The sequence below is a fragment of the Flavobacterium piscinae genome (genome assembly GCF_004122145.1).
Lineage (GTDB): Bacteria > Bacteroidota > Bacteroidia > Flavobacteriales > Flavobacteriaceae > Flavobacterium > Flavobacterium piscinae.
In genome coordinates this window covers 196,512-211,085 of sequence record NZ_SBKQ01000004.1, presented here as the reverse complement: position 1 = coordinate 211,085, position 14,574 = coordinate 196,512, and the positions used below count along the sequence as shown (strand labels likewise).

14 protein-coding genes and 1 tRNA gene are annotated in these 14,574 nt (G+C 33.0%); 8 read left to right on the top strand and 7 right to left on the bottom strand.

Annotated elements, in window-relative coordinates; genetic code table 11:
* The 3 genes from EQG68_RS05315 to EQG68_RS05305 all read left to right on the top strand — a co-directional run bounded on the left by EQG68_RS05315 (position 1) and on the right by EQG68_RS05305 (position 1,547).
* Positions 1 to 939, top strand: coding sequence for a PorP/SprF family type IX secretion system membrane protein (locus EQG68_RS05315; RefSeq protein WP_129463745.1), 939 nt, complete (start codon positions 1 to 3; stop codon positions 937 to 939).
* A 9-nt stretch (positions 940 to 948) separates the two neighbouring features.
* The gene (folB, locus tag EQG68_RS05310; RefSeq protein ID WP_129463744.1) at positions 949 to 1,308 is read left to right on the top strand and encodes a dihydroneopterin aldolase; all 360 of its coding nucleotides are present in this window, start codon (positions 949 to 951) and stop codon (positions 1,306 to 1,308) included.
* Between the two features lie 168 nt (positions 1,309 to 1,476).
* Positions 1,477 to 1,547 (top strand) — tRNA-Cys (locus tag EQG68_RS05305).
* A gap of 181 nt (positions 1,548 to 1,728) precedes the next feature.
* Here the strand turns inward: EQG68_RS05305 and EQG68_RS05300 are convergent.
* From EQG68_RS05300 to rnr, 4 genes are all read right to left on the bottom strand, one after another.
* A complete protein-coding gene (locus EQG68_RS05300) occupies positions 1,729 to 2,382 on the bottom strand; it encodes a GldM family protein (RefSeq protein ID WP_129463743.1) in 654 nt (217 codons plus the stop codon).
* A 5-nt stretch (positions 2,383 to 2,387) separates the two neighbouring features.
* Positions 2,388 to 3,071 (bottom strand): LysE family translocator, encoded by a 684-nt coding sequence (locus EQG68_RS05295; protein WP_129463742.1) that lies wholly within the window; start codon positions 3,069 to 3,071, stop codon positions 2,388 to 2,390.
* A gap of 85 nt (positions 3,072 to 3,156) precedes the next feature.
* Positions 3,157 to 3,825, bottom strand: coding sequence for a head GIN domain-containing protein (locus tag EQG68_RS05290; RefSeq protein WP_129463741.1), 669 nt, complete (start codon positions 3,823 to 3,825; stop codon positions 3,157 to 3,159).
* 167 nt (positions 3,826 to 3,992) lie between these two features.
* Positions 3,993 to 6,170, bottom strand: a complete 2,178-nt coding sequence (gene rnr, locus EQG68_RS05285; RefSeq protein ID WP_129463740.1) for a ribonuclease R — start codon at positions 6,168 to 6,170, stop codon at positions 3,993 to 3,995.
* 109 nt (positions 6,171 to 6,279) lie between these two features.
* Between rnr and EQG68_RS05280 the strand changes: the two genes are divergently transcribed.
* Positions 6,280 to 6,516 carry a DUF2007 domain-containing protein gene (locus EQG68_RS05280; RefSeq protein ID WP_129463739.1) on the top strand — a complete coding sequence of 79 codons (237 nt, stop codon included), beginning with the start codon at positions 6,280 to 6,282 and terminating at the stop codon, positions 6,514 to 6,516.
* Positions 6,517 to 7,185: 669 nt separating this feature from the next.
* Here EQG68_RS05280 and EQG68_RS05275 read toward each other — a convergent pair.
* From EQG68_RS05275 to EQG68_RS05265, 3 genes are read right to left on the bottom strand one after another with little or no spacing between them, the layout of a single operon-like run.
* On the bottom strand, positions 7,186 to 8,358 hold the full coding sequence (locus EQG68_RS05275) for a lycopene cyclase family protein (protein ID WP_129463738.1): 1,173 nt from the start codon (positions 8,356 to 8,358) through the stop codon (positions 7,186 to 7,188).
* Positions 8,327 to 9,124 carry a hypothetical protein gene (locus EQG68_RS05270; protein WP_129463737.1) on the bottom strand — a complete coding sequence of 266 codons (798 nt, stop codon included), beginning with the start codon at positions 9,122 to 9,124 and terminating at the stop codon, positions 8,327 to 8,329. The genes EQG68_RS05275 and EQG68_RS05270 overlap by 32 nt, the downstream gene beginning before the upstream one ends.
* A 9-nt stretch (positions 9,125 to 9,133) precedes the next feature.
* On the bottom strand, positions 9,134 to 9,652 hold the full coding sequence (locus EQG68_RS05265) for a DUF1905 domain-containing protein (protein WP_164975392.1): 519 nt from the start codon (positions 9,650 to 9,652) through the stop codon (positions 9,134 to 9,136).
* Between the two features lie 58 nt (positions 9,653 to 9,710).
* Here EQG68_RS05265 and rpiB point away from each other — a divergent pair, with 58 nt between their 5' ends.
* The 4 genes from rpiB (at position 9,711) to EQG68_RS05245 (ending at position 14,526) form a co-directional block, all read left to right on the top strand.
* The gene (gene rpiB, locus EQG68_RS05260) at positions 9,711 to 10,142 is read left to right on the top strand and encodes a ribose 5-phosphate isomerase B (RefSeq protein ID WP_129463735.1); all 432 of its coding nucleotides are present in this window, start codon (positions 9,711 to 9,713) and stop codon (positions 10,140 to 10,142) included.
* A gap of 90 nt (positions 10,143 to 10,232) precedes the next feature.
* Entirely contained in the window at positions 10,233 to 11,138 is a 906-nt protein-coding gene (locus EQG68_RS05255; protein ID WP_129463734.1) for a cation diffusion facilitator family transporter, read from the top strand.
* Between the two features lie 116 nt (positions 11,139 to 11,254).
* Positions 11,255 to 12,391, top strand: a complete 1,137-nt coding sequence (locus tag EQG68_RS05250) for an ATP-binding protein (protein WP_129463733.1) — start codon at positions 11,255 to 11,257, stop codon at positions 12,389 to 12,391.
* Positions 12,391 to 14,526: a Tex family protein gene (locus EQG68_RS05245; RefSeq protein WP_129463732.1), complete on the top strand. Its 2,136-nt coding sequence runs from the start codon at positions 12,391 to 12,393 to the stop codon at positions 14,524 to 14,526. Before EQG68_RS05250 ends, EQG68_RS05245 begins: the two co-directional genes overlap by 1 nt.
* The last annotated feature ends 48 nt before the right edge of the window (positions 14,527 to 14,574 follow it).

Here is a 14,574-nt window from a genome sequence, read left to right as displayed (position 1 = left end):
ATGAAAAAAATAGCCCCATTTTTCATTTTGCTGGCTTTTCTAAACGGAAAAGCACAGGAATTAAACCTACCTTCTTTTACGCAATATTTAGCCGATAATCCTTTTATTATTTCGCCGGTATATGCCGGAATTGGCGACCATGTAAAAATAAGAGCCAACGGATTTACACAATGGGTAGGCATCAAAAACGCTCCCGAAAACATGTCACTTGCTGCTGATATGCGAATTCATGACCAATCCGGAATTGGATTGTATTTGTACAACGATAAAAACGGAAATACCCGTCAATCCGGAGCAAAAGTGAGTTTTGCTCATCATATTGTAATTGATAAATATGCCGAACAATTTGTTTCGTTTGGAATTTCGTATGCATTAAATCAGTTTCGAATTGAAATAGAAAATTTTACCGGTCAAGATATGGCCGTGGTTGATGACAGACGATTAACAAACCACAACATAGATGTGGGTTTTTTGTATCGTAAAAATGGTTTCTACGGAAGTTTTACCGTAGCGAATTTATTAAACAAAAATGTAGATATTTTTAATGATATTGAACCTTTAGAACTACGTAATTATCAAGTGTTTTCAGGTTATAAATGGCGGAGTAGTTCCAACAGTGATTTTGAAGTGGAACCTTCCGGCTTTTTTCAATATTTTGAAAGTGATCAAAGATCAACTACCGACTTGAATTTAAAGCTGCGTTTTTATAACTTTGAGGATTATTATTGGGCAGGCGTTTCCTATCGGTTTTTAAATGATCAATTGTTGGAACCGTTGAACATTGGACCGATGCTGGGATTAAAAAGAAGTAATTTCTACTTTGCTTATTCCTATCAAATTACGCTCAACAAATTGGTGAATTACAATTCGGGTACGCACATGGTTACGCTTGGGATAGATATTTTCCAAGGCATCAGCAACTGTCCGTGTACCTATTAAAAACAACAAATGGGAACAATTAAATTACAAAACATCCGAACGTTTTCGTTTCACGGCTGTTTGATGGAAGAAAGCAAAATCGGCTCTGATTATTCGATAGATTTGGAAATTAAAACCGATATGCGAAAGTCGGCGGTTTCTGATGAGTTACACGATACAGTAGATTATGTTCACCTGAACAAAATTGTGGTGGAGGAAATGGCTATTCGTTCCAAGTTATTAGAACACGTTGCTCATCGTATCATCAAACGTATTTTTGATGAAATTGCTGCGGTTTCTCGTGTAATCGTTTCGGTTTCTAAACTGAATCCGCCTATTGGTGGCGATGTAGAAGCGGTTACGGTGGTGATGGAAGAATACAGGAGTTGATAGTTGGGAGTAGGGAGTTAGTAGTTTGCGGGTTTTCCTGCGTAAAATTGTCATTCCGAAGAATGAGGAATCTCTTAACTTTAAGAATAAGGTTACTTTTACAAAAGTTTTTTAAGGTTTAGCTTTTTAACTTTAAACTTTTTATTTACATTTGCCATCCGATGATAAGGCGTCGTGGCCGAGCGGCTAGGCACCGGTCTGCAAAACCGTCTACCCCGGTTCGAATCCGGGCGATGCCTCTGAAAGAGTTACCAATTTGGTAGCTCTTTTTTTTGTTTTAAATTTTTAGAAAAAATTAAATTAAAGATAACGCAAAACCGTCTAACCCGGTTCTCCCGATTGCTATCGGTAGGGTGATGACCCTGAAAGCTTCAAGGAAAATTAGTGTTTTAATTTTATTTTTAACTGTACCTTAAGTGGTTAATCAGAAATTAATATCAGAATTGGTGGAATATTAGGCCAAAGACCACTAATATTTGGAGACACTTTGTATTTAATAGCTGCTATTGTAATTATATCTCCTTTTTTTAATCTATTTAATTCAATTAGAGTATTTTCATTGATAGTATTTCCATCTACTATAATAGCGGGCTTTTTTTCCTTTTTAATCACAAAACTTGTTACTTCAAAATTCCAGTCAAATAGAAAATCATCCTGATAAACTGAAATTTTTGCATTTTTAAGCTCTGTTATATCCATTGTTACATAGTTATCACAATTTCTATTATTTATTTTACCCAAAGGACGAGGAATATTTTTTATCCTGAAAATATGTTCTTCTATCACTTTTGAATCATCTTCTAAAATAATTTCTAAAGTGACAATCACTTCATTTCCTTGTCCGGGAACAATAAAATATTTACCATTTTCTTCTTTTACCCCTAATCCAGAAACAGTAAATGATTTTGCGTTTGGAACAGCAATCGAAATTGGATTTTGAATTCCTCTATAAACTACATTCAGCTTATCAACAGAAATCACTCCTATTTTTGGCTTTGAAACAATTACAGAATCATTTTGTGCCAATAAAAATTGACAAAAAAATAAACAAAATATAAGAAGAAATTTTTTCATAACTATCACTCCTTCATCTTCTCAATTTTCTCCTTTATCATTTCCTTTTCCTCCGGAAAAAATCCTTGAATGATTAAAAAGAATCCGAAAATCATTAAAATCACACTGATTACACGTTTGATTTTATAAATGATATACGGCGTTAATCGGTTTTTAAGTTGTTTAGCTAAGATGATTTTGATGATATCGGTAATAAGATAAGTAATGAGAATAACCGACATAAATAGGACAATGCGACCGGGATTCATATTCATTTGAGGACCAAAAACGATAATGATTCCCACCCAAAAACCTAATACACCAATGTTGATGAAATTGAGTAAAAATCCCTTAAAAAAAAGTGCTAAATAATTGTTTTTCGGAATCGAATCGGCTACAAATTCCGGGTTGAGGTTTTTCTTTTTACTTTTCTTTTCTTTAATAAATGAAATTAACCCAAACACAAACATGATTACACCACCAAAAATAAACAGACTTGGGTCATCTTTAAGTTTTTCCAACAATTGGTTAGTACTGAAATAGGCGATAAGTATAAAAACCAAATCGCCAAATACAACGCCTAAATCAAATAGCATAGCCGCTTTAAAACCTTTAGTAATACTGGTTTCGATCAATACAAAAAAAACCGGCCCAATGGTAAAAGCCAAAAGAATTCCCCAAGGAATGGCAGCTAAAATATCGTTAAGCATTGAAAAAAGTTTCAGGTTTAAAGTTTCAGGTTACGAAACTTTCTAAATGCTAATTTAAAATTTAAAATTCAAATGAACACCTTTCTTAGTTCATTTCTTTGATAGAACCGCCTAAAACTGTTTTTTGGTCAATCTGTTTTGGTTTTCCGTAAATGTAAATATATCCACCCGCTCTCACTTTTGCATCCACATAATCAGTGGCGTGAATACTGGCATTTCCACCCGCATTGATACTCACAGTAGTTTGATTGGAATTGAATTTATTAGCATTTACTTCACCTCCCGAAGTAACGATAACCTCCTGATTTTGAGTAGTTCCGGTAATGTTTATTTTTCCGCCGGTGGAAGCTTTGCTGTTGCATTTTTGCACATTTAACGCAATTTTAATTTCTGCTCCTTCTTTGGCATTCAACTCAAAATTAACCGCTTTTATTGTTTTTTCTGCATTAACATACGAACCTTCACTGGCTTCTACACCTTCTAATTTTTTGTAATAAACGGTCGCTTCAATGGTTTCACCTTTTAACAATTTGGTGAGTGGCATGCGGATTTTTAAATCGCCATTATTATTCACCACTTCTACTTCTGCCGCTCTGGAACCTTTGATTTCCACTTTATTTTCATTCGATGGAATAAGCTGAGCTGAAATTCTGTCAAATATTTTTACCGTTGTAAAATCGCCCGGACTTTTGGTTACTGTTTGAGCAAAAAGGGGAGAAGTAGTTAAAATAAAAAGGAAGATGATTTTTTTCATGATAGGATGATTTTGATGATTGATTAGTTCAAATATAATACCATTGTATAAATTTAAGTAGTAAAAATAAAACAATCTTATCAACCATATAAGTCATTTAAGTTCAAGAATGTGAAAACTTATATATCTTATATGGTGATATTATTAAAGTTATGTATAAGTAAAAACTATTCTTTTCTTCTAATAAAATGAAAATCCAATTGTTTTTTTATCAAATCGGCATTTTTTACTTTAACGTAAACTTCGTCGCCTAATTGTAAAATGTTTTTAGAAACTTCGCCTACTAATGCATATTGCTTTTCATCAAACACATAATAATCATCTTTAATTTCACGGATTCGCACCATTCCTTCACATTTGTTTTCGATGATTTCTACATAAATTCCCCATTCGGTTACACCGGAAATTACGCCTAAAAATTCTTGATCTTGATGATCTTGCATGTATTTCACTTGCATGTATTTGATACTATCCCGTTCCGCTTTAGCAGCTAAATTTTCCATATCGGAGGAATGAGCACATTTTTCTTCATAAACTTCTGCGGATACTGATTTTCCTCCATCCAAATAATACTGCAACAAACGATGTACCATAACATCCGGATAACGTCGAATAGGCGAAGTAAAATGCGAATAATAATCAAATGCTAATCCGTAATGACCAATGTTTTCAGTAGAATAAACCGCTTTACTCATACTTCGTATGGTTAATGTATCAACTAAATTTTGCTCTTTTTTACCCACCACATCATTCAATAAATTATTCAATGATTTAGAAATATCTTGTTTCGACTTGAAATTGATTTTATAACCAAACTTCGAAATCACTGTTTGCAAGTTGATTAATTTATCTTCATTCGGTTCATCGTGAATTCGATAAACAAAGGTTTTCTTTTGTTTTCCGATAAATTCTGCCACTTTTCGATTGGCTAACAACATAAATTCTTCAATTAAATGATTGGCATCTTTAGAAATTTTAAAGAAAACACCCACCGGTTCGGCTTGCTCATTCAAATTGAATTTTACTTCCACTTTATCAAAGGAAATAGCACCGTTGGCCATACGTTTTTGACGCAGAATTTTAGCCAATTCATCCAATTTCAAAGTGGCTTCTAAAATAGGTTGAGGTGTTTTATAATCCTTTCCGGTTAATGAAATTTCCGCCGGAATAATAGCTTGTTTGGTTTCAATAAGGTGTTGAGCTTCTTCATACGAAAATCGCTGATCAGAATAAATCACGGTTCTTCCAAACCATTGTTTAACCACTTCTGCTTTAGGTGAAACTTCAAAAACGGCAGAAAACGTAAATTTATCCTCGTGTGGATTCAGCGAACAGGCGTCGTTGCTTAACACTTCCGGAAGCATCGGAACAACACGATCAACTAAATAAACCGAAGTAGCTCGTTTATACGCTTCATCATCTAAAATAGTTCCTTCTTGCAAATAATGTGAAACATCGGCAATGTGAATGCCAATTTCATAATTTCCGTTGTCTAATTTTTCAAACGATAAGGCATCATCAAAATCTTTTGCATCTTTCGGATCAATGGTAAACGTTAATGTTTTTCGCATATCGCGACGTTTGGCTATTTCTTCTTCAGTAACAGAAGTATCAATTTTGTTAGCATACGCCTCAACTTCAATCGGGAAATCATACGGCAAACCATATTCGGCTAAAATACCGTGAATTTCGGTGTTGTGTTCACCCGGTTTTCCTAATACTTTAACCACAGAACCAAACGGACTATCGGCTTTTTTCGGCCAATCTTCCATTTTTACTAAAACCACATCGCCATGCTCCGCCTCACCAATTTTATTTTTAGGAATAAAAATATCAGTGTACATTTTAGCATTGGCGGTGGTGACAAAAGCAAAATTTTTCTGAATGTCAATTACACCTACAAATTCAGTTTTGGCTCGTTCTAAAATTTCTAATACTTCTGCTTCCGGTCGGCGAGAGCTTCTTCGGTTGTAGATATACGCTTTCACCTTATCGTTATCCAATGCATGATTTAAATTGATGAATGGAATGAATACATCTTCTTCCAATTCATCACAAATAAAATAGCCGGTTTTACGCGAAGTCATGTCGATGGTTCCTTCGTAGTATTCGGCTTTAGAAACCATTTGGTATTTGCCAATTTCGGTTTCATGAATTTTATCTTGGGCTTTAAGAATTTTTAAATCGCGAATAATTTCGTTTCTGCTTTTAGTATCGGATAATTCTAAAACAGCCGCTATTTGTTTGTAATTGAATGATTTATTGGGTTCTTTGGATAATATTTTAAATATTTGTGCAGTAAAATCTTTGTTCTTTTTACCTAATTTTTTGGGTTTCTTACTCATAATTCTTTTCTAATAAGGTTGAAAATTACGAATAAGATGGGAGAAAATAGAATTTAGAAAGTAGATTTATTGAAAATATAACTTTTGTATCTTTATGAAAATTTGAAAAATGAAAGACTTTGTAACCGTAGCCGTATTTACTTTACCCACAGAAATTGCCGTTTTAAAAACCGTATTAGAAAACGAAGGTATTCAGTTCTTTTTTGAAAATGAAACGATAGTTTCGATTGATCCTTTTGCGAGTATAGCATACGGTGGTATTAAATTGAAAGTGCATCAAAATGATGTGGAAGTAGTACGAAATATAATTGATAATTTAGAAAGTCATTTACGAATTGTGGAATGATTTAGTTCTCTCAGAAAACACGGAAACTACAGAACATATTTTTTTACTTTAAGTAGAACAAAGATTTATAAAATAGCGTACTTCAAAAATCTTCAATCGTTATTCTTCATTCTAAAATCAGTAAGTTTTCAACATTCATTAAAAACAACAAAAAGAAATTTTAAATTAATTTAAATTTTATGATGGTTATTATAGCGTGTTAATTTGTAGAAAAACTTTTTTGAGAAATAATTTGAAATGCAGTTTTAATTTGTTTTACATAATTATCAACACCTTTTTGAATAGTTAAAATATTGAATATGACTATTTTTTTAGTTTTTATTAACAGTTGTTAACATCCAATTTTTGATGCAAATTATGAATAAGTTTGTTGAGAAAAACTGTTGAAAACTGATTTCAAAAAGTTGATAATTTTAAAGTAAAAAATCAAAACTAAAGTTGATTTTTTCAATTCAATTTTTGATTAGAAAAAAAACCTATACTTCGTAAAAATACTTCTAAAATTCTATCTGAATTTATGAACAACTTATGTTAATTTAATGTTAGCTGAATATCAAGCAATTATGAAATACTGTTAACAATGTGAATATTTAACGTTTGGTACAGTTGTCTGTTATCGGTTATCGGTTGTCAGTCAACCGTTTGCAGATAACGGATAACAGACAACAGTCACACCAACTTCCTCAACGCTCGAAAAGTAGCTTTGATAAAAATCCATTTAGGTAACGTTAACATCACTTTTAAATCGGAGACAACAGTTCCTTCCTCATTTAAAAATCGGAAGATATTTTGAATGGAATTTTTTTGAAAAAGTGTCCCAAAAAGTTGGGCTCCCAATTCATTATTTTGATGTAAAACTTCCAACAAAATTAAGTCATAGAGCCAATACCTGTTTTTTTTATTGAACCGGGAAAGATTTTGATTCGATTTTAAAAATTCCACCAATTTTTTCGACTTTTTTTTACTGTTGAAAAACGTAAAACCCGTGCTGGCTTTGGTCCAACCACCGGCTGTTCCGATGAATAAAACGCGTTCTGAATTTTGTTTATCAAAAGGAAAACACGTCATTGGAATATTTCCGGCTTCTTTTTCTACAATTTCATATTCATTTATTCCTAAATTGTGAAGATAATTTTGAATAGCTTTTTCGTATTCCGAATTTTCCAATAAATCTTCCGAAAACAACGTATATTCAAACAAGGCTTCGTTCTTAGAGGTGGGCAAAACATACATAAAACGCGTATTACCACTTTGCTCAATCGTAAAATCCATGAATTTTACTTCCGAATCATCAAAAATTTCGGTTTTGGTTTTAATAAACCATCCGATGAAATGTTGTTTTAAATAAGGGTATTTTTTTTGGTTAAGAACAGGATTGACGTCAAAAAAACTATTCAATAAATAATATCCATTATAGGATTTATTTTTTCCTTGAACTTCAACCGAATTTCCATTCGTTTTCCAACTTAAAATTTTATCATTAATAAAAGTAAAATTAGATTTCGCTGAAATAGCATCAAACACCAATTGATAAAAATCACTACTTCGAATCATTTTATATAAATAAGGATTCATTTCAAATGATTGTTGAAAATCCTGATTTCCTATGAATGCTTTTTCCCAGGTTTTAGATAAAATAGAATCAAACTCGCCATTAGCTTCTTCCCAAAAACACCAGGTTCGATCGTTTTGATTTTTGATTTCTTTATCAATGATTACTACTGATTTATCATCAAACCAAGCATCATTCGCCATCCGATAAGCGGAAAGCAAACCGGATAATCCGGAACCTAGGATGATGTAATCGTAGTTAATCACTTCTAGATATGTTAAGTTTTTCATTAATTTCAACTAATATATTAGCATCTTCTAAACAAACCGGCCTTTTTGATTTAATTAAAATTTTTCCTTTATATAACTCAACATCTAAGTTTTTATAACCTTTTATTTGAGATAAAATAGCTTTATTTTCTATTGTAAATCTTGATTTTTCTATGGTATTGGTAATGTAATTATCAAGAATTAAATCTTTTTCAGGATGTAGTAATTTTAATAATCGATTTTCTAAATCGTTTTCAAGAAATTGATAATGTCCAGTGGATTTTGTGTTATTTATAAATAACAGAATTTGTTCCTCATTTATATTTTTATAATAAACATTTAAAATGATTAACCAGCAATAATTGTTTATTTCAAATACTTCGGTACAAAACCAATCTTCATATTTTTGAAGAATTTGGCAATCTTGGAATAACACACTTATTTTATCATATTCATTTTCAGAGTCTTCTGCATAGTTTTGTTTTATTTGTTTGAATTTTAATTTTGTAAAATATTCAATTACTTGTTTAAGTTGTACCTTATCTTGGTTTGGAAAATCAATTTTTTTGCAACTACCGATATCCCAAACACCACTTTGTGCTTGATCAAGAGTTATTAAGCATCCTGTTTCTGGATCATATAACATTCCTTCCTCAATATGATCTTCTTTTTTATAATCAATACTTTCCTTTTTTATTACTTTTTTTGGTTTATTATCACCAAAATAAAGGGAATAAATCACTAAAAAAGCTATAAAAACAAAAAAAATGAAAAAGAATGTACTCATTAAATTTACTTAAAAGTTTTTATTAAAATTCTTGAAATCCTCATTCAACCCTTTAAAATCCAAAACCCCTTTTCGACTTTTCAAATGCTCTAAAATTACGAATGATTTCTCAATCCTAAGTTGTGAACTTTTGTATTTATTCACTACATGAATTAATGTTCGTTGTTTGCCGGGTGTGAGTTGATGAAATAAATCACTTCCTTCCGGATCACTGAATAAAACTTCATGCATTTCCTCAGAAAGCGGCATACCGTATTTACTTTCGTCTTTTACTAATTCTACTTCCACATCATCATTCAAATGTAGATTTAGTTTTTTGCAGATTGCTCTATTCAATAATATATAATGAAAGGTTCCTTTTGGCAACATCGCACAATGAAAAGAAAAATCTCTATTCAAGGTACAAACAACACGTTTGTCTTTGGCTAACTCAACTAAAGTTGAAAAGACATTTTCCGGAATAGGGATGTGTAATTCCCAATACAAAGCATTATCATCAAACGAACAAACCTGACCGTTAAATTTCATCCTAACCTGATTGAATTTGATTATTTTTGTAAAGATAAAAATAACAACACAACAACACATGAAAATATCCATTGGAAACGATCACGCCGGCCCGGATTATAAAAAAGCCATCGTTGAATTTTTAGAAAAAAATGGCCACGAAGTCATTAATCACGGAACCAACACCACTGATAGCGTGGATTATCCCGATTTTGGTCATCCTGTAGCCACTGATGTAGAAAAAGGAAAAGCCGATTTTGGCATTGTCATTTGTGGTAGCGGAAACGGAATTGCTATGACGGTAAACAAACATCAAGGCATTAGAGCTGCTTTGTGTTGGACGAAAGAAATCGCTGCTTTGGCCAGACAACATAACGATGCGAATATCATTAGTATTCCGGCACGATTTACTTCGATTCCGCAAGCGGTGGAAATGGTGGATATGTTTTTGAAAACCGATTTTGAAGGCGGAAGACATCAGAATAGAGTGAATAAAATAAGTTGTTCATAACAATTTAAGCATTAAGGAATTAAGTGATATTAAGAAACAAAAACTTAATGAACCTTAATTCCTTAATGGTTTTAAAAAACAAAAAACCAAATGTCCACCAACCCAAAAATCCACAAGCATAACGTAAAAGGGAATAATTTAATTTATTCCATTTTACTGAATACCTTAATTACCATCGCTCAGGTGATTGGCGGAATTGTTTCCGGAAGTTTGGCCTTAATTTCAGATGCATTACATAATTTTTCTGATGTGCTTTCGCTCATTTTTAGTTTGGTGGCTCATAAATTATCCCGAAGAAAAGCCTCTATCAATCACACATTTGGTTACAAAAGAGCTGAATTGATTGCGGCTTTTATCAATGCCTCTACATTAGTTATTGTAGCATTTATATTAATTTATCATGCGATATTAAAATTGATGCATCAAGTACCCATTGAATCTAACTTAGTAATTTGGTTGGCTCTTTTAGGAATTGCGGTAAACGGATTTTCAGTTTTATTACTTCGTAAAGATGCGGCTCATAATTTGAACATGAAATCGGCTTATTTGCATTTGTTAACCGATATGTTGGCCTCGGTAGCGGTTTTAACCGGAGGATTGTTAATGAAATATTATCAAATTTATTGGGTTGACAGTCTGATGACATTGTTGATTGCTGTTTATCTAATAGTTGTAGGATTTGATTTATTTCTAAAATCCACTAAAATGTTGATGCTATTTACACCGGACAACATTGATATTAAAGATATTATTCGTGAAGTGCATCAAATCAAAGGAGTGGGGAAATTGCACCACATTCATGTGTGGCATTTAAACGAAGAAGAATTGCATTTAGAGGCTCATCTCGATTGTGCCGCCGACATCAAAATGAGTGAATTCAACGATTTGTTACATGAAATTGAAGAAGTTCTTTATGAAAAATTCAACATCAACCATGTAAATATCCAGCCGGAATTTCAAAAAGTTGACCCGAAGGATTTTATTGTGCAGGATTAAATTTTCGTTAATTCCGTCAACTAACTGACTCAATTTAGCCAAATTCCGTCAATCAACTGACGGAATTTACATTTTTTTACTATCTTTGTTCTTTCAATGCTAATTCAATTTTAAAAATGAATTATTACAAAAGAGCTGTTTTAGCTGATTTTCATTCCAAATTAAAACCGAATAAAGTATTAATTTTATTGGGAGCAAGACGCGTAGGCAAAACGCAACTGATAAGAAAATATTTAGAAAATGCTGAGGAAAAAGTACTTCAACTAAATGGTGAAGACGTAAACGATGCTCGTTTGTTGGAGGAAAGAAGTTTGGCTAACTATTCAAAATTGTTGCAAAATATTTCCCTTTTGGTTATTGATGAAGCTCAAAATATTACAGATATTGGTCTGATTTTGAAATTCATAGTCGATACCATAGATGGAATAAAAGTCATTGCAACCGGCTCGTCAATGTTTGATTTAGCTAATAAATTAGGAGAACCATTGGTAGGAAGAAAAAGCACATTGTATTTATTTCCTTTAGCTCAGCAGGAATTTCAACAATTTGAAAATTATAAACAGACAACTGAAAATTTAGAAACCCGTTTACTTTATGGTGGCTATCCAGAGTTAACCCATTATGAATCGTGGGACGAAAAAAAAGAGTATTTAAAAGAAATAGTAAATGCTTATTTATTAAAAGATATTTTAATTTTTGAAGGTATTAAAAACGCTGATAAAATTTATGATTTGTTGCGATTGATTGCTTTTCAGATTGGTAAAGAAGTTTCATTACAAGAGTTAGGAAATCAATTGCAAATGTCAAAAAATACAGTGGAACGTTATTTAGATTTGTTGTCTAAAGTGTTTATTTTGTTCAAAGTAGAAGGTTTTTCAAGAAATCTCCGCAAAGAAATCACCAAATCAAGCCGTTGGTATTTTTTTGATAATGGAATCCGAAATGCCATTATTAATAATTTTACAACGTTGAATAACCGAACCGATGTAGGTGATTTATGGGAAAACTACCTCGCTTCTGAACGAATGAAAAAACAAGCCTATCAAAAAATGTCAAAACAGAATTATTTTTGGCGAACTTACGACCAACAAGAATTAGATTGGCTGGAAACCGAAGCAGATAGCATCAATGCTTTTGAATTCAAATGGAATGAAAATAAAAAATCTAAAATTCCAATTGCTTTTGCAAAAGCCTATCCGGAAGCAACATTTGAAGTAATTAATAAACAAAATTATCTAGAATTTATTACCTAATGAATAATATTCAGTATATCCAAAACGCCACACAACTTCCCACCAGAGGAATCGAAAACACTATAAATCTGTTAAACGAAGACTGCACAATTCCCTTCATTTCCCGTTACCGAAAAGACCAAACCGGGAATCTGGATGAGGTGCAAATTGAACAGATTTTTAAACTCAATAAACAATTTGAAGAAATTGTAAAACGAAAAGAATCCATTTTAAAGTCAATTGACGAACAAGGACAATTGTCACCGGAATTAAAACAAAAAATTGAAAATTCATTCGATATACAAGAAATCGAAGATTTTTATTTACCTTATAAAAAGAAGAAAAAAACCAAAGCCGACGTGGCTCGCGAAAAAGGATTGGAACCCTTGGCCAAAATCATCATGGCTCAAAACAGCGATGATATTGAATTCATCGCTTCAAAATACCTGAATGATCAAGTAGCTAATGAATACGAAGCGTTACAAGGAGCACGAGACATTATTGCCGAATGGATCAATGAAAACACGTTTATTCGAAAAAATCTTCGACGGTTATTTCAGCGAAAAGCGATTGTTTCTACCAAAGTGGTAAAAAGCAAAAAAGACGACGAAGCCGCACAAAAATTCAATCAGTATTTTGATTGGGCCGAACCACTTTCAAAAGCACCATCGCACCGATTATTGGCTATGTTACGTGCCGAAGCAGAAGGTTTTGTAAAAATGAATATCGAAATTGATCCCGAAGGTTCGGGACAAGAAGCTATCGAATTCATCGAAAATAATACGATTAAAAACAACAAAGAAACGGCACATCAATTGAAGTTAGCTATAAAAGATAGCTACAAACGTTTGTTAGAACCGGCTATCTCCAATGAAACCTTACAAGAATTCAAAACCAAAGCAGATGCTAAAGCGATTGATGTATTTGCTCAAAATTTGAGTCAGTTGTTACTTGCTCCGCCGTTAGGAGAAAAGCGAATTTTAGCCATCGACCCAGGCTATCGCACCGGTTGTAAGGTAGTTTGTTTAGATGAAAAAGGCGATTTGTTATACAACGAAACCATTTATCCGCATCCGCCACAAAATGAACATGTGATGGCGATGAAGAAAATCCGTTCGATGGTGAATGCCTATAACATTGAAGCCATTTCCATCGGAAACGGAACAGCCAGTCGTGAAACCGAATTTTTCATAAAAAAAATTGCGTTTGACAAGCCAATCCAAGTGTTTGTGGTTTCCGAAGCCGGAGCATCGGTGTATTCCGCTTCCAAAATAGCACGAGATGAATTTCCGAATTATGATGTCACGGTTCGAGGGTCGGTATCCATTGGAAGACGTTTGGCCGACCCGTTGGCTGAATTGGTAAAAATAGATGCCAAATCCATCGGGGTAGGGCAATACCAGCACGATGTGGACCAAACCAAATTAAAGGAGGAATTGGACACGGTTGTCGTTCGTTGTGTAAATTCGGTGGGGGTCAACTTAAATACTGCCAGTAAATCCTTGTTGAGTTATGTTTCCGGAATAGGTGAAAAAATGGCTGAGAATATTGTAACGTTCCGTTCTGAAAATGGTCCTTTTGAAGATAGAAAACAGTTGAAAAAAGTACCTCGATTGGGCGAAAAAGCGTTTCAACAAGCCGCTGCTTTTATTCGTATTCAAAACGGAAAAAATCCGTTGGATAATTCAGCTGTTCATCCGGAAGCCTATTCAATTGTGGAAAAAATGGCGAAAGATTTAAAAGTATCCTTATCGGATTTAATTGGAAATAAAGAAAAAATTGGGTTGATAAACCCCGAAAATTACACGAATGAAACCATTGGAATTTTGGGAATCAAAGACATTTTAAAAGAATTAGAAAAACCCGGACTTGACCCCAGAAAAGCGGCCAAAGTTTTTGAATTTGACCCCAATGTCAAAAAAATGTCCGATTTAAGAACCGGAATGATTCTACCCGGAATTGTGAATAATATTACTGCTTTTGGCTGTTTTGTAGATATTGGATTAAAAGAAAGCGGATTGGTTCATATTTCGCAACTCAAAGCCGGATTTGTCTCGGATGTGAATGAAGTAGTCAAATTACACCAACATGTGCAAGTAAAAGTAGTGGAAGTGGATGAAGTGCGAAAGCGAATTCAGTTGACAATGGTACTATAAAAAAAATCCAAACACAAATTCAAAATTCGTGTTTGGATTTTTATTTAA

Bases quoted from the DNA above. Each gene is read 5' to 3' on its own strand.
- folB (WP_129463744.1), top strand. From the start codon at position 949: ATGGGAACAATTAAATTACAAAACATCCGAACGTTTTCGTTTCACGGC.
- EQG68_RS05245 (WP_129463732.1), top strand. From the start codon at position 12,391: ATGAATAATATTCAGTATATCCAAAACGCCACACAACTTCCCACCAGA.
- EQG68_RS05315 (WP_129463745.1), top strand. From the start codon at position 1: ATGAAAAAAATAGCCCCATTTTTCATTTTGCTGGCTTTTCTAAACGGA.
- EQG68_RS05250 (WP_129463733.1), top strand. From the start codon at position 11,255: ATGAATTATTACAAAAGAGCTGTTTTAGCTGATTTTCATTCCAAATTA.
- EQG68_RS05295 (WP_129463742.1), bottom strand. From the start codon at position 3,071: ATGCTTAACGATATTTTAGCTGCCATTCCTTGGGGAATTCTTTTGGCT.
- EQG68_RS05300 (WP_129463743.1), bottom strand. From the start codon at position 2,382: ATGAAAAAATTTCTTCTTATATTTTGTTTATTTTTTTGTCAATTTTTA.
- EQG68_RS05255 (WP_129463734.1), top strand. From the start codon at position 10,233: ATGTCCACCAACCCAAAAATCCACAAGCATAACGTAAAAGGGAATAAT.
- EQG68_RS05280 (WP_129463739.1), top strand. From the start codon at position 6,280: ATGAAAGACTTTGTAACCGTAGCCGTATTTACTTTACCCACAGAAATT.
- rpiB (WP_129463735.1), top strand. From the start codon at position 9,711: ATGAAAATATCCATTGGAAACGATCACGCCGGCCCGGATTATAAAAAA.
- EQG68_RS05290 (WP_129463741.1), bottom strand. From the start codon at position 3,825: ATGAAAAAAATCATCTTCCTTTTTATTTTAACTACTTCTCCCCTTTTT.
- EQG68_RS05275 (WP_129463738.1), bottom strand. From the start codon at position 8,358: ATGAAAAACTTAACATATCTAGAAGTGATTAACTACGATTACATCATC.
- EQG68_RS05265 (WP_164975392.1), bottom strand. From the start codon at position 9,652: ATGAAATTTAACGGTCAGGTTTGTTCGTTTGATGATAATGCTTTGTAT.
- EQG68_RS05270 (WP_129463737.1), bottom strand. From the start codon at position 9,124: ATGAGTACATTCTTTTTCATTTTTTTTGTTTTTATAGCTTTTTTAGTG.
- rnr (WP_129463740.1), bottom strand. From the start codon at position 6,170: ATGAGTAAGAAACCCAAAAAATTAGGTAAAAAGAACAAAGATTTTACT.